Source organism: Sulfitobacter sp. SK011 (genome assembly GCF_003352065.1).
GTDB lineage: Bacteria > Pseudomonadota > Alphaproteobacteria > Rhodobacterales > Rhodobacteraceae > Sulfitobacter.
Window position 1 is genome coordinate 2,369,032 of the sequence record NZ_CP025803.1, and the last position, 20,933, is coordinate 2,389,964.

A 20,933-nucleotide genomic window follows, 5' to 3' on the forward strand; every position below is an offset into this window, starting at 1 on the left:
CAAAGGAGCGGCACGGAAGCGCGACAGGTCCAGGGCGTCCTGGTCGACCCTCGGGGTGAGGAGAGCATTGCAGCCTTGTGCCGCTGCGAAGGGATCGCCGAAAGCCTGTATCACTCTTGGTCGAAGGAGTTCTTGGAGGTTGGTAACAACCGTCTTGCAGCTGCTGTAAATCCGAAGGTTTCCTCGTCGAATTGCACTAGATAGGCAAAATTCCCTGTAAATTGGTCAGTAACAAGGAAATCAGGCAAAGGCGGACCGCCATTTTGAGGCCACTGAGACATAGCGGATTCCGTCAGCTAGAGTGACCGATCCGGCGCGTCTGTGTTCGGGAACGGGTGTCGCAAGCCACCGCAATTGCCCGCAAATTTTAGGCAATTTGGACAGGGAATAAGGAAACAGGGCAAATGGCGGATCGACAGGGATTCGAACCCTGGAGACGGTCTCCCGCCTACACACTTTCCAGGCGTGCGCCTTCGACCACTCGGCCACCGATCCGTGAGCGGGGGTTTAGCGTGGGGCGGGGCCAACTTGCAAGAGGGAAATCGGCACAAGCCCTGCGCCTGCTGTGTCAGCTGTCGAGATGAACATAAACGCGTCGGTTCAGCCTGCCTTTTTTCTCGATCTTGCCCAACCTCAATGCCCCGATCTCGCCTGTGCGCGCCACATGCGTACCGCCGCAGGGTTGCAGATCAATGCGATTTTCACCTTCTCCGATACGGATCAACCTGATGTCGCCTGCATCCTTTGGCGGCTGCACAGCCATCGTCTTGACCAGATGCGGTGCCGCCGCGAGGGCGGCTGCGGTGATCCAGTCTTCGCTGACGCGTGCGTCCACTGACACCAGATCATTCAGGTCGCCCTCAATCGCGTCGCGGTCCTGTGGCGCGTCCGGCATGTCAAAATCCAAACGTCCGTGGGTTGCGGAAATCTGCCCCCCCGTCACGCCAAACGCGATCACGACAGACAACAAATGCAGCGCCGTATGGACCCGCATGTGTTTGTAGCGCCGGTCCCAATCAAGCACCTGAACCACATGCGCCCCGACCGGGGGCAGGCTGACCGGCTCGGACGGGACCAGAACAATAGTATCGCCCTCCCCTTTGACGGCGGTGGCGATGACAAGGCGCTTGCCATCCCATTCAATCCATCCCGAATCGCCGGGTTGCCCACCGCCGGTTGGATAAAAAACTGTCGCGTCCAACACCAGACCGCCCTCTGCGGTATGTCCCGCAACCTGCGCCGGGGCATCGCGCAGATAGGCATCATTGCGAAACAGCATCCGGGTCATGTAGCAGTCTTGCCTTTTGGTGTCTTTGTCGCTTTGAGCGGCCCTGCCCCGGTCAGCGCCTCCGGGTTACGGATCCACAGATCACGCTGTGCAAAGGGTATCTCGATCTTTTCTGCAGCAAATCGTTCGGCGATGGCGTGGTTCACGTCATTTTTGACAATCATCATCCAGTTCACATCCCTCAGCATCATCCGAACCTCAAACTCCAATGCGTCTGCACCAAAATTCATGAACACAACGTTCGGCGGCGGAGTGCTCAATACCATGGGCTGAGCTTCGGCGATTTCCTGAAGGATCTTGTCGACCCGCCGGGTGTCGGTGCCGTACGCCACGCCAACTGAAACGATGACACGTCCCACTGTGTTGCCACGGGTATAATTCGTGACGGTCCCACTGACCAAATCCGCGTTGGGCACGATCACATCCGTGCGGTCAAAGGTTTCAATCCGGGTGGACCGGACAGAGATGTCGCGCACATAGCCCATCTGGCCACCAACCTCGATCCAGTCCCCTTGTGAGATCGGGCGTTCGATCAACAGGATAATGCCAGATACGAAGTTGCTGACGATGTTCTGCAAGCCAAAACCAATGCCGACCGACAATGCACCAGCGACAATTGCAAGCGATGACAGATCAATGCCCGCACCGGTGATGGCAGCCAATGCCGCAAGAAAAATACCGACATAACCCAGCCCCGAAACAATCGCATTCTGACCGCCGATATCTATCTTGGTTTTCGGCAAAACGTTGCTGCGCAACATGCTTTGAATGAGCCGCGTCAGGACGTAGCCCACAACAAAGATTATTGCGAATTTCAGGAAATCGGTGGGCGAAATCCGGCTTTCACCAACGGCGAACCCACGGCCAACAGCTGTCCACAGCTCAGAAAGGTCCGTGGGCCGCGCCCCCCAAAGCAGCGCCAGAACCGGCAACGCCAGAAGCAACAAGACAATGCCAAAAACGACCGACATCAGCGCATCACGTGCCTGAATGCCCTGCCCTGTGATTGCGCCATAGACATCGGTCAGGAATCGTTGCAGCGTCATCAACAGGCCAAAAATGACAATCGACATGACATAGGGTTGCAGTATCGCCTCAGCGACACCGAGATAGCCAAAGCCAATCAGAACAGGTGTCAGACAGGACACCACGATGGCCCCGACGCCAATGCTGCGGACCACTTTGGTGTGTGTTGACACACGCGCTTCCGCCCCGGTTTGTTCTGGTTCAGATGGCTCTGTGTACCCCTTCAAAATGACGCCAAGCTGATACAGGGCGAAACAGATGATCAGATAGGTGATCAAGGCAATGACCGGGACTGTGCTGGGTGCCGGGTCGGACCCCTCAAGTATCTGGGTCAGGACCACATCAATGATGATCGCGACAGTGATCACACTGACACAGGACCGTGCCTTTTTGCGCGCCAATTGGCTGAGCAGCAGCAGCGCCTCATCATCAGCTTTTGAGAAAACCCGTTCAGCAACCCAGCGAAACCCCAGCATCAACCCGCCAATGATTGGCACCAGCATGAGCACCTCATTGCCACGCTGGCCCAGAATGCCCGTAACACCGACGGAGAGTGCAACGCTCGACAGGCCCACCAACGGAAAGAGAATACGCAGCAGCGAAACCAGAAACCGCCAAATCCCAAAACCACGCGCGCCAAACCGTTCCAGCCGCCCCACGATCCTTGTGGCCCAGCTTCGGCCGCGCACAATCAGCACCAAGCCGATGACCATCGACAACACGACAATCAGGCCATTCTCACGTAATTTATCCCACCTTTCAGCACCGTCTTTTTGATCATTTTGCGCCCATATCTCAACGGTTGCCCGCTGCAGGTCGGCCCATGCCTGCGGCCAATGCACCGGGTTCAGTGGCGTGGGAGAAATCGTCAAAAGCTTGTTGGTCTGTCGGTCGCGCAGCAGCTGATCGATTTGCCGCACCAGCCCATCGGCCTCAAGAAAGGACGCCTCAGCCTTTTGAACCGGGGCAAGTAACGCATTGAGCTGCGCAGTCAGGTCTTCGCGTTTGGCCGCAATGCTTGGGTCTTCTGGGACCGCATTATCGCCTTCCGGCGGTGTTCCCAAGGCGGCCACCTGTTCGCGAAGGGTCGCAATCCGGTCCGCATTTGCGTTTCGTGCGGCATCAAATTCCGCGCGGTATTCGGCGATCCTCTCGCGTATGGCTTCGAACGTCTCATCGCTCAGAGAGTCGTTTAGGATCGATTCCTCCGCACGCAGGGCCAGGACATTGTAGCGCTCAAGATCCTCGCTCAGATCATTCTGGGCAAATGTCGCGGTGACAAGCGTGACGACAAACCCAATCGCCAGCACAACTTGGATCAGCAGGTTTTTCATACGTCTTCAAACACGCCGGGGATCGAGGCAGGCGCGCGGTCCAGCCAACCGGGGGTCGGAAGGCCCTTTTCAGCCAGGAATTCAGGATTGAACAGTTTCGACTGATACCGAGTGCCGAAGTCGCACAGGATGGTGACGATCGTATGTCCCGGCCCCATATCGCGGGCCATCCGCATGGCCCCGGCAACGTTGATGCCGGATGACGCACCCAGACACAGTCCCTCGTGTTCCAGCAAATCAAACACCACCGGCAGCGCCTCGGCGTCGGAGACATTATAGCAGAAATCCGGCTTCAATCCTTCGAGGTTCTTGGTGATGCGCGCCTGCCCGATGCCTTCAGCAATCGACCCGCCTTCGCTCGCCAGCTCACCAGTCGTGTAATAGCTGTAAAGTGCGGCACCATCAGGATCAGCCAGCGCGATTTTTACACCCTTGGGCTGCAGCGCCATTGCAACGCCAGCCAATGTCCCACCTGACCCGACGGCACAGCAAAATCCGTCGACCTTGCCATCGGTTTGTTCCCAGATCTCTGGCCCGGTTGTTTCGATATGGGCCTGACGGTTGGCGACATTGTCAAATTGGTTGGCCCAGATCACGCCTTCATTGGTGGTGCGTGCGAGTTCTTTGGCAAGCCGTTCTGAATAGCGCACAAAATTGTTGGGGTTCCGGTAAGGGGCGGCGGGCACCTGCACCAGTTCTGCGCCCGCCAACCGCAGCATGTCTTTCTTTTCCTGCGACTGGGTTTCGGGGATCACGATGACCGTTTTGAACCCCATCGACGCACCAACCAGCGCAAGGCCGATGCCGGTGTTTCCGGCTGTTCCTTCAACAATGGTGCCGCCGGGCTTCAGCGTGCCCTTGGCAACGGCGTCACGAATAATGAACAGCGCGGCGCGGTCTTTGACGGATTGGCCGGGGTTCATGAATTCGGCCTTGCCGTAAATTTCGCAACCGGTTTGCTCACTGGCCTTTCTCAGCCGGATCAAAGGTGTGTTTCCGATGGCCTGCGCCAGATCATTCGCGACGTGCATGGATGCCCCCAAATCAAGTTGCCTTTGGTGTATCCGCAGCCCCAGTTAACCTCAAGCCTTCAACCTTAACCTCGCGCGGTTGTGGGCCAGCCAGTAAGCGGCCAAAACCAGCGGTGCATTCCCCGCGCCATAGCCGGTGACCAATGCCATCAGCGCCTCAAAACTCAGGAAATGCGAACGGATGTCTTCGCCCTCACTGTCCAGGCCACCTGTGCCCTGTGCCACATCCGGCAAATCGGCCAAGCCTACGAAAATATAATGAAACTCGGTTGAATTGCCCGGCGACGCATAGACCTCAGCCACTTTTTCAAGCGAACGCACGCTCAGCCCCGCCTCTTCCTGCGCTTCGCGCACCACGGCCTGTTCTGGTGTTTCGCCCGGGTCAATGTGGCCCGCGATCGGCTCCAACTGCCAAACCGAGGCATCACCGCGCGCAAGCGGTCCCATCCGTATCTGTTCCACCAGCAGCACCCGGTCCCGGACCGGATCATAGGGCAGCACGATCCCGGCGTCCGCCCCCAAAAAAACCGCGCGATCCAGCGGTTCGGTCATTTTTCCGTCAAACCGTTCGTGTCGCAGCAGGATGTCATCCAAGGCAAAGAAATGCGCATAGCTGCGTTTGCGATCCATCACCTCAACCCTGCCATGCATCGTCCTTTCCCCATGTAAAGAGTTCGCCGCATGTACCTTTGATCCTGCGCGTCTGCGGATCATCGGGAACATCCCCGCCACCTCATCGCGGGTTTTAACGCCCATATACCCCATGACCTCGACCGCGGCATGGCAAGAAAGGGCAGCCCATTTGGCCTCCCAGGCGCTCAACAGCCACGGACCATCCGGCGTCCACATGCCCGGTTGCGGCACATAGACCTCGGCCTTCTGCCCATCTGATAGCTCGACCTGCACCAGATCATAGGCAAAACTACCCTCGTAAAAATCCAGTCGCGCGATGTCATCATCACTGAGACCGCGGACCAACAGACCCTCTGCCCTGTCGCCGATAGAGGGTGCAATCATCGGAAACGGCCCCTCGGCCACCGAAGACACCAGAAAATCCGGCAGGTGTGCAGGCGTCACATCAAGCATTCCTGCCCCGCGCCCCATCACAATTTCCAACAAGGGCACATGCCGCAGCGTGCCATAAAAAAACAGGTTTTTCATCCGGTTAGCGCCAGCGGTTGCCGGCATATTCGGTCACAAGACCGCTGACCACTGCCCCGACGAGCAAAAACAGCCCAATCGGTACCGTTGCGATCATCTGGCCAAACTCTGCTCCGATTTGAAAGATGGCGACTATCGCCTCCATCGCGTTGTCATAGCGGTTTTTCATCGCAAGGCGCACCATTTCGTTGCAGGCCTGCACGCCGATCCCCCAAAGCATCATGACAAACACCCCGGTCAGACCGTTGTTGATTGCAGCGGTGGTGCCGCGTCCCACCCGCCGACCCATGACGATCCAGCCCGCTAAAAGGCCTATGATGATGTTCAGTGGTACGAAATAGCCAAAATCGGTGCTTTCAGGCATCAAGGGCATCACCATGCCGGACACGATAAACGCAACGATCGCCAGACATATGGCGGCCACCAAACGCGCGGCTGTGGGCATGGGAAGGCTCCTCTTACGGTCATTCGACCCTAAATGGGTCGCCTCACCGTAATCTGCGTTACATCACAATTTCCACTGTCAAATGTCGCTGCGCAAGAAGTGAGGTAAAAATTCCACATACGGCGAAACCGGTCGTCAAAGCCCATTGCGGTGATCTGGTCCCATTTCGCATTGAAGGTTTCGTGCCAGCGGCGCAGCGTGATGTCATAGCTTTTGCCAAATTCGATGGACCTATCAACAACAAGACCCGCCTTTTCCACCTGTTCACGCAGCACCTTTGGGCTGGGCAGCATGCCCCCCGGAAAGATGTACTTTTGGATAAAATCCACACCGCGTTTGTAAACATCCCAGCGCCGGTGATCGACGGTGATGATCTGAAGCGTCGCGGCCTTGCCCGGTTTCAGCCGCTCGCGGACGGTGTCAAAGTAAGTTGGCCAATACTTTTCGCCCACCGCCTCAAACATCTCGATGCTGGCGATGCCATCATAGGTCCCCTGTTCGTCGCGGTAATCTTGCAGCTTGAAATCAACAAGGTCTGAAAGCCCTGCATTTTCAATACGTTCCTTGGCATAGCTAAACTGTTCCTGACTGATGGTCAGTCCCGTCACCCGCAGCCCGCGTTCCTTGGCGGCATATTCGGCAAACCCACCCCAGCCGCAGCCGATTTCAAGCACGTGATCACCCGGCCCGACGCCCATCTGATCCACCATCGAAGCATATTTGGCGGTCTGCGCCGCTTCCAAAGATTGCTGCGCGCCATCCTCAAAAAGCGCCGAGGAATAGGTCATCGTGTCATCAAGCCAGAGGCCATAAAAGTCATTGCCCAGATCATAGTGATAGCTGATGTTCTTGCGTGCCTGCGTTTTGTGATTGCGTTGCAGCCAGAACCGGAACTGTTCAAACACCCGCACAAGACCCATACCGGGGAACCCGTCATAGATGTCCTCGTTGTCCGCATGCACCAGGTCCATAAAGGCCTGCAAATCGGGTGTGGACCACCATTCATCAAGGTAGGCATCGCAAAAGCCAAGGTCGCCCTCACGGATCAGACGCGCAAACAGGTCGTTGTTATGGATCCGCAATTCGGCAACCGGCCCCGGTTTCGCGCCATCCGCGCGAAACGTACGGCCATCGGGCAGGACAAAATCGACCCGCCCATGCTGCATGTCGCGCGCCATCGCGTAGACCCGCGTGAAATAGCGCGGCAGGTCTGCCTGTCCTTCGGTGCTGGTTAGATACACGCCCACATCCCCTTGGTGTTCATTTTCATGCGAGGCGATGCAACTTTATCGCCCCCTGCAATATTAACAAATATTAAAATCCGCGTTCCTCATAAGCGGCGAGTGCCCGCTTGCGGCCGGCATCCAGCGTCACGATTGGGTCTGGATAGGGATCATCCGGCGACAGGTTCCAACTGCGCGGGATCGCATCAAAAAAAGCCAGCGCATCTTTGTGCGGGTCGGCGCGCCCTTCGGCAATCCAGCGGCTGACGTAATCGCGGTGCTTGTCAAACTTATCAAGCTGGGTATCGGGGTTAAAAACCCTGAAATAGGGCGATGCATCCGGCCCGGACCCTGCCACCCATTGCCAGCCCATCGCGTTGCTGGCCGGATCCCAGTCAATCAGGCATTGCTCAAACCAGTGCTGCCCGACTTTCCAGTGGGTCATCAGGTGTTTGGTCAGATAGCTTGCGACGATCATCCGTGCCCGATTGTGCACGCGGCCTGTCACATAAAGCTCGCGCATCGCGGCGTCGACAAACCTGACCCCGGTGCGCCCCTGTTTCCAGGCAAGCACATGGGCGCTGTCGGCGTCGGTTTTCCAGGGGAACGCATCCCATTCCTCGCGCCAGTTCCCATCCAGCATCCGGGGCGTATGGTGCATCAGGTGATAGGCAAATTCACGCCACACCAGTTCCTTGAGGTATTTTTCGGCACCCCGTTTGCCTTCCTGCATGGCTCTTTGGCCTGCGTGCCAGCATTGATGCGGACTGATTTCACCCAGCGAAAGGTTCTCGGACAGGGCCGAGGTGCCATCAACGCCGGGAATGTCGCGATTGTCGCCATAGCCATCCACGACGTCGGCAATGAAGTGACCCAGCCTGCCCTGGGCGGATTGTTCACCAACAAGGGCAAAGGGCTGCACGACCTCGGCCCCTCGGTTCATCGCCGCACCCATTTGCCAATCGTCCAGCGTATCACTTTCTGGCCAATCTTGAGGCGGGCGGATGTCGCGTGGCGTAGGACGTGGCGTATCCACCCCAACGTTTTTTACCGCATTCCAAAACGGTGTGTAGACCCGGTAAAATCCGCCTGTTTTGGTTTCAACGGTCCAGGGCTCAAACATCAGATGGCCACCAAACGACCGCGCTTCGATCCCTTCGACCTTGAACGCTTCTTTGATGGAGGTGTCGCGGGCCACAGCCTCAGGATCATAAAGCCGTGACCAATAGATCGAGGTGGCACCGGTCTGTGCCACAAGCGCGCGCAGCGCCTTCAGCGCCCTGCCGTCGCGGCGTAGGATCAGGCGGCTGCCCTTGTCGGCAAGTGTTTTGCTTAGCGCTTGCAATCCGAGCCCAAGCCGCCACTTCGGGGCTGCCTCAAGCGTTTCGACCAAACCATCGTAAATGAACACCGGGATCACCGGACGCCCGGTCTCGCATGCCGCAGTCAGCGCCGCATGATCGCTCAGCCGCAAATCCCGCCGGAACCACAAAATGATCGGTTTTGTGTCATCCATTGCCGTTGACCCCTTTTCCCTTTTGCTACGATCTAGGGCAGACGCGGATCATTCAAGGCATTGGTTTCACAAAACTTCATCCAAGGCAGTCAAAAGCTGATAGACCTCTTCGTGGGTTGTGTAATGGGTGAAACTGAGGCGCAAAACCCCCTTGGCCGCATCGACGCCCATCGCGCTCAGCGCGCGGCCTGCGTAAAAATCGCCGCCCCCTGCCATAATTCCATGTTTCACCAGCGCCTTGGCCACATCTGCGCCGGGGCGGTTCAGGGCCAGAGCAACTGTTGGCGCACGGTCCGTTGCCTCAGAGGGGCCAATCAGGCGCACTGAATTGCGTGATTTCACCCCGTCAAGCAGCGGTTGCAGCAACTCGGTTTCATGGGCGCGCATCAGATGATGGACAGCAGCGCCACGCGCCGCCGGGCCTGCATCGCCGCCGACATGATGGGCATAGGCCGCGTCAATGTAATCTGCCATCCCCGCGCAGGCCGCAATCTGTGCATGGTCGGGTCCGGCAGGCGTAAAGCGCTTGTAAAGCGAACCGCCGTTAAAAACATGGCCCTGATTTGGCAAGAGTTCCGCAAGCGCGCGCCGGATGACCATCAACCCCTGATGTGGCCCATAGGTTTTATAGGCCGAAAACAGGTAGATATCCGGCCCCAGCGCCCCCACATCGACAAAACCATGCGGCGCATAAGATACGCCGTCAACGCAGACAAATGCACCGGCCGCATGGGAAAGCGCGGTAATTTCTGTCACCGGGTTCACCTGCCCCACGACGTTTGAGCAATGCGGAAAACACACCAGACGCACCTTTTCATCCAGCAGATTTTCAAGGTCTGCGGTGTCCAGATGCCCGGTGTCGGGGTCAATGCACCATTCGCGGATCTCAATGCCCCGATCCGCCAACCGACGCCATGGACCAGTGTTGGCCTCGTGATCCTGATTGGTAACCACAATCGCCTCACCGGGTTCCAACATCTGGCCAAACGCCTGTGCCAGAACATAGGTGTTTTGCGTGGTCGAGGGCCCAAAGCTCAGCTCATCCCCAATAACGCCCAAAATCGCCGCCATGCGGGCACGTGCTTCGTCCATTTCCTGCCCCCCCAGCACACTGGGTTCATAGGGTCCGTAGGGCTGAACCTTGCGTTGGGTGTAAAACCGGAACAGCCGATCAATAACCTGCTTGCAGGTATAGGACCCACCAGCGTTTTCAAAAAACGCCTGACCCTTGAGTGAAGGTTCGGCAAATGCGGGAAATTGGGCGCGCACCCATGCGGTATCTAATGTCATGGGGCCAACTTAGGACAAAGGCTGGGATACGCAAGCGCCGGGGCGTTTGATTTTGACATGACAGCCCCATTGCTCGGCAGGGTGCGACCTGGTGGTGTCAGCGGCAACAACGTCGATCAAGCCATCCTTACGCGGGCCAATTCTGAACGGCCCTTACAGATGGTCTCACAGTCGGTACCAACCCGGTTTTGCGGGGCCGCAAACTTGGTCAAGATAGCGCCGTACCTGCCCCGCTCACCTTGGTGAATGCCTCATCACTCGGGTCTTCCGGATCACGAAAAAAGGACATTGCCGCGTCACAAACAGACATATCGAAAACAGCCTCGACCCTTGCTTAATCCGATGCGAGATCGTCGTTTAAGGTCGGTTTCGCACCCGTGATGTCGTTTGCCACCCAAACTGACCTGATGAAAAGTTTACCCTGACACCACTTTGGACACGACGATCCACCAAGAGTTCTGTGCGCATCGGGGTGTTTATTTTTTGTGCAAAAATGTGCTAAGATAACAACATCTGGTTGCAAAGAACGACCGGACCACAAAACAGGGACTTAAATAAAATGTCAGTTAAACCTCCATTCACGGAGCTCGACATCAATACACAAGATGGCGGCTTCTATCATGGCTACAGCCTTCCGATCGCGCTCATATCCAAGATCAGCATGGTTTTGCTGGTGCTTTGGGCGCTGGTCTTCCCGCTGAATGCGGGTGAAATGCTTTCCGCAGTGAACACATCGCTGCTTTTGAGCTTTAATACCTTCTATATTCTCGCGGTCGGCATGTTTGCCTTTTTTCTATTTGTTGTCGCGATCATCCCCTCCACCGGCCGACGTGTGCTGGGTACACCGGGCCAAAAGCCCGAGTTCAGCAACTTTTCATGGTTCTCGATGATGTTTGGTGCAGGTTTGGGTGTCGGTCTGATGACATTCGCCACCGCCGAACCCCTCGGCCTTTGGGGATCGAACCCCGTTCTGTTGTCCTCTGACCTGGCCCCCAACAGTGAGGACGCGTTGCAATCTGCGTACCGCTACACCTTTGCGCACTACGGCTTTCATGCCTGGGCGATCTATGTGGTGACGGGCCTTAGCCTTGCCTATTACGCCTATACACGCGGCATGCCGCTGACGATTCGGTCGGCACTGACGCCTCTGATTGGCAGATTTGCCAATGGGATTTTCGGTCACGTGATCGACGTGTTGGGTGTTGTTGCCACAATCCTTGGTGTTTCTGTGACCATCGGTTTCGGTGTCAGCCAACTGGTTGACGGCGTTTATGCGATCACTGGCGCAGGCTGGTTGATGGACACAACGGGTGACGCACCAACCGCCACCAAAACAGGTCTGATTGTGGCGCTTGCCTGTATCATGGCGCTGTCGATCCTGTCTGCGGTATCGGGTGTTGGACGCGGCGTTAAGTGGTTGTCGAACATCAACCTGGTGCTGTCGCTGATCCTGCTTTTGACGTTTGTGATCTTTGGCTCATTCCTCTTTGCCATGACCACCTATGCATCGGCGCTGGTGGACTACATACTCAACTTTGTCTCGATCAGCTTCTCTGCCTATAGCCCGGTTGATGCAGGCGCATTTGCCGCCAACGCCCCCGCCGCCGTTCAGGCACTTGGGGCCGAAGACATCGCTTCGGTCTATTCCGGGGCGACAAACCCATGGGGCAGCTTTGCAGGCTTTACCGAAGGCTTGCCGGAAGCCGCAAAATCCTTGCCAGAGGCTGACATTGCCGCTGCCTATGCCGCCGGTACAGAAGGCCGTCTGTTCGGGTGGCAAGCGGGCTGGACCACGTTCTATTGGGCATGGTGGATCGCGTTCTCGCCTTTTGTGGGCTTGTTCCTTGCGCGCATCTCCAAAGGCCGTTCGGTACGTGAATTCGTGCTCGGCGCGGTCATTGCACCGGCGCTGGTGTGTTTCGCATGGATGACCATCCTGGGCGGCACAGCAATTGATCTGTCCTTGAACAGCGAAGAAGCCAAGGCCGCCATCGTTGGCGCATCTAATTCGGCGAAGCTCTTTGTAACGCTGGAACAGATGATCTCGGGCGGTTTGCTTCAGGCGCTGATCGTGATGTGTGTGGTGCTGATCATGACGTTCCTTGTGACTTCCGCTGACTCCGGCATCCTGGTGATGAACACCATCATGTCCGGCGGTGCCGAGGAAACAGGTGTCAAACACCGCATCATCTGGGGTGTGATCCTGACGCTGGTGATCGGGACATTGTTGCTGGCGGGCGGTGGTGGTCTTTCGGCCCTGCAGAACGCCATGATCATCGGTGCCCTGCCCTTTACCATCGTGATGGTGGGCATGGTCATCTCACTGATCAAGGCGATGTATAACGACGGTCGTCGCGACCGTGCGGGCCAGCCCGAAGGCTCAGCAAGCGCACAACCTGCTGAGTAAGCGTTGATCCCAAGAAAAGAATGCGGCGTCCGGGCAAACGGGTGCCGCTTTTTATGTGAGGGGCGAAGGTCCTAAACAGTGCGACCCAATACCAGCCTGACATTGAAAGGTCGCCGTTACTCAGCCGCCTGCGCGCAGAAACAGGACGCGCCCACCGTGCGATCCGCACGGCTTTCCGCGAGCGCCAGACGCTGTGCAATCAGCCGGGCTTCCAGTGTGTCCGCGCCGCCCTTGGCCGACAGGCAGTCGTTCAGCCCGCGCAGGCTCCATACGTTGTCGGGGTGGGTTTGCGCACGGCTTAAGGTGCCGCCCAAACCCAGATCTTCGCGGTACACCGCTTCGGCCTCATCAACCCGCCCCTGTTCAAGCAGCAACGCTCCCAAAGCGTGGCGGGTGGGCTGCATCCAGCCCCACGGCTCGTCATAGGGCAGCGCATCCTCAAGCGCCACGGCATCGCGCAGACGGGCGAACGCCACGTCATAGTTTTGCTTCCGATACTCGATTTCGCCATCCAGCATCGCCTCAGCCACCGCAAGCTGATCAAGACACAGCACATTGTGCATGCGCCGCGCCTCTGGCATGCGGTCGCGGGCAGCCATAAAAAGTTGCTTTTCTGCCTCGGCCTCATCCACATTGCCGCCCGCGGCATGCGCCACGCCTTTTGCATAATGCAGCGTCGCGGTGAGGTTGGCATAAAGCTTTCCGTCCTCGGGCAACGGCTCATCAATGATCTGTTTCCATCGGCCAAACCGGATCAGCACATGAACCCAGATCGCCATATAGCTTTCAAAAAAGTCTGCGAACGGGGGTGACGGAACCCGCAGCAACTCTTCCGGCGTTATCTCAACAAGTTCCCGTGCGGCCTTCCAGGCGGGTTCGAATTGACCAAGGAACATCGCCCCGTAAACTGCAAAATGGTAGTTGTGGATGCGATACCCGGTATAAAGCGTATAGACACCCCGGCGCTCCAACGCCTTCCTGTCGACCTTTGTCGCCTGCCAATTCCAGTAAAAAACATCGCGGTAGTGTCCGCACTGAATGTCGATATGCGATGCCATGTGAATAAGGTGCCCGGCGTCCGGTACCAAGACCCGCAGGGCATCACCAGCCTTGAGCGCTTTTTCCGGAAACGGCGACATTTCCATCAGATGCACATAAAGATGCAGAATGCCTGGATGGACCATCGCCTCTGGCATGTCGTTCAGCGCCTTTTCCAAGACCGCCTGCGCCTCGAGGGTGCCTGCATTTTCCGCAGGGGTGCCAGTGGTTTGATCCCACATGTTCCAAGGCGTCCGGTTAATGATCGCTTCGACAAATATCGCCCTGAGATCAAGGTCTTCGGGATATGCCTCGTGAACGCCCCGCATCGCCGCTGCAAAATCGTCGTTCCAGCCGCGCATGACCTCTATCTTCTCAGGCTCCCGTTTTGGAAAGCGGGCTGGCAATGCCTCAATCAGCGCGCGTTCCGATGCGCTGACTGTATCGACCAAAGCCAAGGCGGCCTGCGTGGCGTCATAGGCGGCTGCCAGCGACTCCCGGCGCATCGCCGTATCGCGCCGTTCCCACGGCATGTTGTAATTTGGACCAATGGCATAGGCGACACCCCAATGCGCCATGGCACAGCCGGGATCGGCGCTGATTGCATTCTGAAAACAGGTGACCGCTTCGTCGTGAAAGTACGCGTAGCACCACACCAGCCCCCGATTGAACCAAAGCTGCGCTTCGGGCGAATGTGTTGTCACCTTTCGCGCATAAACGTCGACATCATAGTATTCCATTGGATTTCCCTCCGCCCTTGGCGACCACGGTAGCCCAAGTCGCGCAAATTGTCATGACGCGGAAATGGATGTTCGCTCGCAGGTCTGGATTGGTCGTCTGCGGTTCTCTCAGGCAATCACCGCGATCGCCATTCGATCCAACACGGCTTCTCTATTGGACACCCTGAAGTGGCCAGATGAAGGGAATGAGGGTCGACGCCAAAAGCCCCACGCTCAGGCTCAGCGGGATGCCGACCCGCATGAAATCGGTAAAGCGATAGCCGCCCGGACCATAGATCATCGTGTTGGTCTGATAGCCAATGGGTGTCGCGAAACTGGCAGACGCCGCAACCATCACCGCAACAATCAACGGTCGCGCATCTAGTCCAAGTGCTTCAGCAAGACTGATCGCCAACGGGGTGATGACCACGGCGACCGAGTTGTTGGAAACCATCTCGGTCAGGATCGAGGTCAGCAGATAAAGCGACCAGATGATCAGAAACGGTGGCATCGACTGCAAGTATGGCACCGCTGCATTGACCACCAGCCCCACGGCACCAGAGGATTCGAGCCCAACCCCAACGGCGAGCATCGAAAAGATCAGCACCAGCAGACGGCCATCGACAAATGAGAAAGCCTCGTCAGCGTCGATGCACCGGGTAAGAAATACGAAGGCGACCGCTATCACCGCCAGAAACAGGATCGGTGCGACCGCAAAAGCCGCCAACGCAACAATGCCAATCAATGCGGCGGTGGCCAGTGGCGCATGGCTGCGCCGATAGGCACGCACCAGTGGTTGGTTGATGTTCACCAGACCGGCATCATCCGCGAGGCGGTTAATGTCCTCCGGTGCCCCCTCAAGAAGCACCGTATCCCCGACCTGCAGAACGAATTGATCAAGCTGGCCGCTGATGTTCCTGTTCCGCCGGTGCACCGCCAGCGGGTACACACCATATCTGCGGCGCAACTGCGATTGGCCAAGTGACCTGCCCACCAGCGTGGCCCCCGGCGTGATCAGCACCTCGACGGTTGTGCTCCTGCGCGAACTCAGCGTGTCGACCAGTCGCACCTTGGGATCCGCCTGCAGCCCCAGCAATTCTGCCATAGGGGTGCGCAACACCACGCGGTCGCCCGCATGGATCGTGACCCCCTTCAGATCGCGCCGCAACGAGACATCGCCACGCAGCACGTCAACCAGCCTCACACCTTCGCGCTGAAACGCCTCCACCTCGGTGACATTTGCGCCGATCAGCGTGCTGTCATCGGGGATTGCGACCTCGGTAAAGAACTTCTTCTTCTCGTGGTCAGACAAGAGTGTCGCCATGCTTTCGCGGTCGGGCAACAGCCGTGGTGCGACGAACCGAAGATAGATCATGCCCCAACCAACAAGAAACACCGCCAGCGGTGTCACTTCGAATATCGAGAATGGTTGCAGACCGTGCGCGCGCGCCACGCCGTCAACCAACAGGTTGGTCGAGGTGCCTATCAGCGTCAGAGTACCCCCAAGGATGGAGGCGTAAGACAGCGGGATTAACAGCTTGCTGGCGGAAACCTTGAGCTTGCGGGCAAGCTGCACAAAGACCGGGATCAGCACCAGCACGACAGGCGTGTTGTTCATGAACGCCGACGCCACCACAGCAAAAGCCAGCAGCATGGCAATGGCAATTCCCGGACTGGTGCTGGCGCGCGCCTCGACCAGCCGGGTAAACAATTCCAGCGTCCCGGTGCGCACCAGCCCTCCGGCAATGATGAACATCGCCCCGATGGTCCAGGGCGCAGGGTTTGAAAGTGCGGTCAGCGCGTCTTCATAAGCAAGCACGTCGAAAATCAACATCGCGGCCACGCCTGCAATCGCCACAACCTCTGTAGGAAAGCGTTCTGAAACAAAGAGCGCGAACATGAGACATAGGATGGCAAGTGCCACCACAGCATCGGAGAGGCCGAAAGAAGACAGATCAATCATTGCTACAGCCCCAAAATTTTCTATCGAATGGCCGATCCATGAGTGTCATCTGATCGCCGCACCACACCGAATAGCTGCACTGCACAGACGATATTTCAAGGCTGGTGCCCCAAAATATCGAGCTGATGATTTGGGTCATCCCTTGGCAAGCATCTCTCGCAAATCAGGCATTCAGCCCAAGGCTTTTGCAATCGCCTCTGCATGCCCCTTGATGGTATCCATATCACCCATCGTGCCGGCGGGTCGCATCCGTTGCCCATCGTGCCGGGGCAGGATGTGAAAATGCAGGTGAAACACCTCTTGGCCGCCTGCGGCCTCGTTGAACTGCTGCAAGGTGATCCCGTCCGCACCGAACGCGATCATACATGCATTGGCGACCTTGTTCACCGTCGCCATACAGGCCGCCAATTGTGCCGGAGTCGCATCCAAGATATTGCGGCAAGGTGTTTTGGGGATCACCAGACAATGGCCATCGCTGCGCGGCATGATGTCCATGAAGCAATAGGTATCGTCATCCTCATAGACCTTGAAACTGGGGATTTCCCCCCGCAAAATCTTGGCAAAGATGTTGTCATTGTCATAGGTGCTCATGGGGGCCTCCACTGTTGTGTCGCGGTCGTCTTACGAGGTTCAAGGCATCATGGCAATTTGCGACACGCGGCGCGCAGCAATGCGGTTGAATAGAACCGGTGCACCGGGATCAATAGTTTTACGCCAAAGCCCAGCTTGCCCGATTTGGACGGCACTACAGCCGACCCAAAAAGCAGCCGGGTGCCCCCATCCGCGCGCGGCTCAACAGCCAGATAAGACCGCGTGCCCCCCCTGAGGTCGCAGAGCAGAATTTGATCAGGTGTACGTGATTCTACCGTCCAGGCGGCAAACCGATCCGCGCCACCCGATGCCAACGCTGCAACGTCGCGGTCATGGATCCGGCGGCGCAGCGCCAGGGTCAGGACCGCCCGTTCAAGACCAAAGAGCCATGTGGTGTAGAACGCCGAAATGAATGCATCCAACGTCACATCATCGCGCAGCCTTGTCTCAAAACAATCGGTGTAATGCCCCGCCTGCCCCACATAGCGCTGCAACAGCGCGCCCGGCGGCACAGCACAGGGCGCTACATCAGGCATTTACATCGACAACCACGCGGCCTTTGACCTGGCCTTTCAGGATGTCAGCCCCCAGTTTCGGCAAGTCGCTCAATGTTGCGGGCTGTACCATCGCCTCAAGCTTGTCCATCGGCAGATCCTTGGCAATTCTGGCCCAGGCGCGGACCCGGTTGTCATAGGGCTGCAAAACACTGTCGATGCCAAGCAAGTTCACACCGCGCAGCAGGAACGGGATCACTGTGGCAGGCAACCCTGCACCGCCAGCCAAACCAACAGCGGCAACAGAGGCACCATATTGCATCTGCCCCAAAACCCGCGCCAGCATGGCACCGCCCACGGCATCAACACAGCCCCCCCATGTTTCCCCCTCAAGCGGGCGCTTCACGGTTTCAGCCAGGTCCTCGCGTGCCACAATCTGGGTGGCCCCCAGCGATGTCAGATAATCGGCTGTCTCGGGCCGCCCGGTCACCCCTGCCACCTCGTGGCCCAGATTGGCCAAAATCGCGGTGGCAACAGACCCCACACCGCCTGCAGCACCACAGACCAGCACCGGACCGCTTTTGATCCCGTGATCCTCAAGCGCCATCACCGCCAGCATTGCGGTGAAACCTGCCGTGCCAACAGCCATCGCCTGACGGGTATCAAGCCCGTCTGGCAGGGGCACCAACCAATCGGCCTTGACCCGCGCCTTTTGGCTGTATCCACCCCAATGGGCCTCACCAACGCGCCACCCGGTCAGCACAACCTTGTCACCGGGGTTATAGCGATCATCCTCAGATGCCTCGACAGTGCCCGCAAAATCAATGCCCGGCACATGCGGATAATTGCGCACCAGACCGCCCCCCGGCCCAATGCACAGCCCATCCTTGTAATTCACAGTCGAATATTCAACCGCAACGGTCACGTCTCCATGCGGCAATTGATCCAGGCTGATCTCGGTCACGCCCGCATGTGTCTTGCCCTCATCGTCCTTGTTCACCACCAACGCCTTGAACATGTCATCTCCTTTTTGCGGTTTCGCCCCGCTTCATTGTTCCAAAAATACACAAATCCGACGTCGCAACGCGCGTCAGAGCCAGAATTTGTCCCGCACCACCGCGTCCCGAACACCGCCGGGCGTATGCACCTCAAGTTTTGTGCCGGCATCCCAATGGGTCATCCGCACCATCCCGATCGCCACATTCACATCAAAATCCGGTGACCACGCCGCCGAGCTGACCTGACCCACAGGCTTGCCATCTGCCAAAACCGGCCAGGCCCGATCACAACCCGGCACTTTGCCACCTGCGATTTCAATCGGCCTGATCTGCTGGTTTGGCCCTTCCTTGGCCACGCGCAACAGCGCATCGCGGCCAATACAGCCAATCGCGGTCTGGGTGTCGCAAAACCGACCCAAGCCGCATTCGTGCGGGGTGTTGTCGTCCGTCATGTCGTTGCCATAGCTCAGCAATCCGGCCTCGATCCGTTCGATCAGATTGGGACACCCGGCCCGCACATCCAGATCCTTGCCCGCCTCAAACAGCGCATTCCAAAGCGGCATGCCAATATCGCTGCCCTCGACATAGATCTCGAACCCGCCTTGTTTGGAATAGCCGGACCGCGCCACCACCATCTGGCGGCCCTGAAAGTCAAACATGCCAAACCGAAAGAATTTGATGTCGCGCACCGCGTCGCCAAACACCCGTGCCATCAGGTCATCGGCTTTGGGACCCTGCACACCCAAGGGGCTGACATCGGGCTCATCGACCAGCACATCCAGCCGATAGCCGTTGGCAATGCCTTTGACCCAGAGCATCAGATCGCTGTCTGCAATGGATATCCACCACCGATCCTCAGCGAGCTTTACCGCGACCGGATCATTGAGCATGCCGCCTGTTTCATCGACAATCGGCACATAAAAACACCGCCCCGGCAACATGCCACGCAGATCACGAGGGGTCAGCATCTGCATCAGCTTGGCCGCATCCGGACCGCGCAGCTCGACCTGACGTTCACAGGCGACATCCCACACCTGAACCGCTTTTTTGAGGTGGTGATAATCAAACTCAACACTCTCGAACACCGTGGGCAACAACATGTGGTTATAGGTTGTATAGGCTTTGACTCCTGCCGCCTCAACGCCATCGGAGAAAGGTGTCCGGCGCAGGCGGCGGGACGGGGAAATGAGTGCCATTACATATCCTCTGGCATAAAAACGAGATCAGTGACCGGGGCATCACGCCCGGTTGCTGTCAGCATGGCGTGGACCTGACCGCGGTGGTGGGTCTGGTGGTTGAAAAACTGCATGATGCACATCGCAAGGGGCAGCGAAAAATCCTGTTTCATCGCGCCTGAATACCATGACAGATCGCCGTGCAGGTGCACCGCTTTGACCCGCTCTGCCCAGAGCCTGATCAAACCATCTGTGCGAAAGCGCTCAGCGCTCCAGGTGCCGATGGTCGGAAACATCTTGTGGCCATCAGCAGGTTCGCATTGAGGGGCGGCCGTTGTGGGATCAAATCGATTGAGCCACAGCATATCCCCCCACAGCAAATGATTGATCGTGCTCATAATCGACCCAAAGAACGCCCCCCGATCCAACATCAGTTCTTCTTCAGGCATCAGCTTAAGAATGCTCATCAACTGATTGTTTTGCCAGGTATTATACCGCGCCATTGTACGAATATAGGCCGGCTCGATCATGGATTGGGGCCTTTCCAGTCTATCGGGCAAATCTCTGCCGACAACCCGTCAAACGCCCAGACCCGGCCATAATCGCGCACCCGGCTTTTGAGGCCCTTGGCGGCAATGATATCGGGGCCCATCCAGTATTTGGAGTTGCTGACCATCACCGGATGATCGGGACTTTTACCTGCCAGCATTTCAATCTCACCCTGAATTTTTCGGCCAATTGCGATGGAACGCTTGTTCCCTTCGCGGGTGATTTCGACCGGGGCGCGTTCGGCCCCAATAATCTCGGACACCAGCATGGTGAAGAGGCCGGTGGTGCCACCTGCCGCACCGCTAAATATCTGCAGGATGCCGTTGTAGGCTTTGCCACTGGCGCGCTCATCGACATATGCCGCGACCTTCCAGTTGCCCTCGCCCATACGGCCGGGAATATCGACCAGCAGGCCCACGTTCAGCCCGCTCAGGTCCTCTCCTTCGTAATGGCCCTCATCAATCGCAATGGCCATCCAGGCATGACAATGCCCCTCGGTCGGGGGATGCGCGCCCAGCGACACCACGCAGGGGCAAAACACAGTGCACGAGCAGTTCAGGAAAAGCTCGCCCTTGATCGCCCATTCTGTCGGGGCCGATTGTCGCCGCTTGGGGTTCGGCATGCGCTGGTCAATCCGCTGTGAAATGGGCAGCCGATCCGCGTCGGGTCTTTTCTTTGGTGGCAT

Annotated in this window: 17 protein-coding genes, 1 tRNA gene and 1 pseudogene; 2 read left to right on the forward strand and 17 right to left on the reverse strand. The window is 57.7% G+C overall.

The window, feature by feature from the left end; all coding sequences use genetic code 11:
- Positions 1–24: 24 nt before the first annotated feature.
- Positions 25–159, forward strand: a pseudogene (locus C1J02_RS21175) (IS3 family transposase); the annotation flags it as partial.
- 246 nt (positions 160–405) lie between these two features.
- On the opposite strand, the gene C1J02_RS11670 reads toward C1J02_RS21175, so the two are convergent.
- The 9 genes from C1J02_RS11670 to C1J02_RS11710 form a co-directional block, all read right to left on the reverse strand.
- Positions 406–495 (reverse strand) — tRNA-Ser (locus tag C1J02_RS11670).
- A 73-nt stretch (positions 496–568) separates the two neighbouring features.
- Positions 569–1,288, reverse strand: a complete 720-nt coding sequence (locus C1J02_RS11675; protein ID WP_114878738.1) for an alanyl-tRNA editing protein — start codon at positions 1,286–1,288, stop codon at positions 569–571.
- Entirely contained in the window at positions 1,285–3,648 is a 2,364-nt protein-coding gene (locus C1J02_RS11680; RefSeq protein ID WP_114878739.1) for a DUF3772 domain-containing protein, read from the reverse strand. The genes C1J02_RS11675 and C1J02_RS11680 overlap by 4 nt, the downstream gene beginning before the upstream one ends.
- The gene (locus tag C1J02_RS11685; protein ID WP_114878740.1) at positions 3,645–4,679 is read right to left on the reverse strand and encodes a cysteine synthase A; all 1,035 of its coding nucleotides are present in this window, start codon (positions 4,677–4,679) and stop codon (positions 3,645–3,647) included. The genes C1J02_RS11680 and C1J02_RS11685 overlap by 4 nt, the downstream gene beginning before the upstream one ends.
- Before the next feature lie 51 nt (positions 4,680–4,730).
- Positions 4,731–5,840, reverse strand: a complete 1,110-nt coding sequence (locus C1J02_RS11690) for an NUDIX domain-containing protein (RefSeq protein WP_114878741.1) — start codon at positions 5,838–5,840, stop codon at positions 4,731–4,733.
- 4 nt (positions 5,841–5,844) lie between these two features.
- Complete coding sequence (locus C1J02_RS11695) at positions 5,845–6,285, reverse strand: TrgA family protein (protein WP_114878742.1); 441 nt, start codon at positions 6,283–6,285, stop codon at positions 5,845–5,847.
- A gap of 29 nt (positions 6,286–6,314) precedes the next feature.
- A complete protein-coding gene (locus C1J02_RS11700; protein ID WP_114880529.1) occupies positions 6,315–7,526 on the reverse strand; it encodes a cyclopropane-fatty-acyl-phospholipid synthase family protein in 1,212 nt (403 codons plus the stop codon).
- 73 nt (positions 7,527–7,599) lie between these two features.
- The gene (locus C1J02_RS11705) at positions 7,600–9,024 is read right to left on the reverse strand and encodes a deoxyribodipyrimidine photo-lyase (protein WP_114878743.1); all 1,425 of its coding nucleotides are present in this window, start codon (positions 9,022–9,024) and stop codon (positions 7,600–7,602) included.
- 66 nt (positions 9,025–9,090) lie between these two features.
- Positions 9,091–10,314, reverse strand: coding sequence for an aminotransferase class V-fold PLP-dependent enzyme (locus tag C1J02_RS11710; RefSeq protein ID WP_114878744.1), 1,224 nt, complete (start codon positions 10,312–10,314; stop codon positions 9,091–9,093).
- A 559-nt stretch (positions 10,315–10,873) separates the two neighbouring features.
- Here C1J02_RS11710 and C1J02_RS11715 point away from each other — a divergent pair.
- Positions 10,874–12,721, forward strand: coding sequence for a BCCT family transporter (locus tag C1J02_RS11715; RefSeq protein WP_114878745.1), 1,848 nt, complete (start codon positions 10,874–10,876; stop codon positions 12,719–12,721).
- Between the two features lie 116 nt (positions 12,722–12,837).
- Here C1J02_RS11715 and C1J02_RS11720 read toward each other — a convergent pair whose 3' ends face one another.
- The 8 genes from C1J02_RS11720 to C1J02_RS11755 form a co-directional block, all read right to left on the reverse strand.
- Entirely contained in the window at positions 12,838–14,499 is a 1,662-nt protein-coding gene (locus C1J02_RS11720; protein WP_114878746.1) for a hypothetical protein, read from the reverse strand.
- 151 nt (positions 14,500–14,650) lie between these two features.
- Entirely contained in the window at positions 14,651–16,441 is a 1,791-nt protein-coding gene (locus C1J02_RS11725; RefSeq protein ID WP_114878747.1) for an SLC13 family permease, read from the reverse strand.
- A 171-nt stretch (positions 16,442–16,612) separates the two neighbouring features.
- A complete protein-coding gene (locus tag C1J02_RS11730) occupies positions 16,613–17,032 on the reverse strand; it encodes an HIT family protein (RefSeq protein WP_114880530.1) in 420 nt (139 codons plus the stop codon).
- Between the two features lie 47 nt (positions 17,033–17,079).
- A complete protein-coding gene (locus C1J02_RS11735; protein ID WP_114878748.1) occupies positions 17,080–17,568 on the reverse strand; it encodes a hypothetical protein in 489 nt (162 codons plus the stop codon).
- A complete protein-coding gene (gene acuI, locus C1J02_RS11740; RefSeq protein WP_114878749.1) occupies positions 17,561–18,544 on the reverse strand; it encodes an acryloyl-CoA reductase in 984 nt (327 codons plus the stop codon). The genes C1J02_RS11735 and acuI overlap by 8 nt, the downstream gene beginning before the upstream one ends.
- Before the next feature lie 72 nt (positions 18,545–18,616).
- Complete coding sequence (locus C1J02_RS11745) at positions 18,617–19,720, reverse strand: dimethylsulfoniopropionate demethylase (RefSeq protein WP_114878750.1); 1,104 nt, start codon at positions 19,718–19,720, stop codon at positions 18,617–18,619.
- Entirely contained in the window at positions 19,720–20,229 is a 510-nt protein-coding gene (locus C1J02_RS11750) for a DinB family protein (RefSeq protein WP_114878751.1), read from the reverse strand. The genes C1J02_RS11745 and C1J02_RS11750 overlap by 1 nt, the downstream gene beginning before the upstream one ends.
- A complete protein-coding gene (locus tag C1J02_RS11755; protein ID WP_114878752.1) occupies positions 20,226–20,933 on the reverse strand; it encodes a DUF1326 domain-containing protein in 708 nt (235 codons plus the stop codon). The genes C1J02_RS11750 and C1J02_RS11755 overlap by 4 nt, the downstream gene beginning before the upstream one ends.